The 471-nt window shown below is 49.9% G+C and carries 1 protein-coding gene; it reads left to right on the top strand.

Annotated features, from left to right (window positions below):
• Positions 1 to 471, top strand: a 471-nt coding sequence (gene murJ / locus ACTHUR_RS19935) for a murein biosynthesis integral membrane protein MurJ (RefSeq protein WP_440400529.1), incomplete at both ends; no start/stop codon positions are given.

Raw genomic sequence — 471 nt, 5'->3', positions numbered from 1 at the left:
ATCCTCTTTTGTCGGCTCGATACTCAATTCCTATCATAAATTCGGCATTCCCGCCTTCACACCGACATTTTTGAACATCTCCTTTATCGTCTTTTCCCTGTTTTTCATACCGTATTTTGATCCGCCTGTTATGGCTTTGGCGTGGGCGGTATTTGTCGGCGGCGTGTTGCAGCTGGTGTTCCAACTGCCTTGGTTGGCGAAACTGGGCTTCTTGAAAATGCCCAAACTCAGCTTTAAAGACGCAGCGGTCAACCGCGTGATGAAACAGATGGCACCGGCTATTTTAGGCGTGAGCGTGGCGCAGATTTCCTTGGTTATCAACACCATTTTTGCCTCATTTTTGCAGTCCGGCAGTGTGTCGTGGATGTATTACGCCGACCGACTGATGGAATTGCCTACTGGTGTTTTGGGCGTGGCACTCGGTACAATCTTGCTGCCTACCTTGTCCAAACACGCCGCCAGTCAGGATAC

This window comes from Neisseria sp. P0021.S007, assembly GCF_051956855.1.
This window is presented reverse-complemented; position numbering and strand designations above follow the sequence as displayed.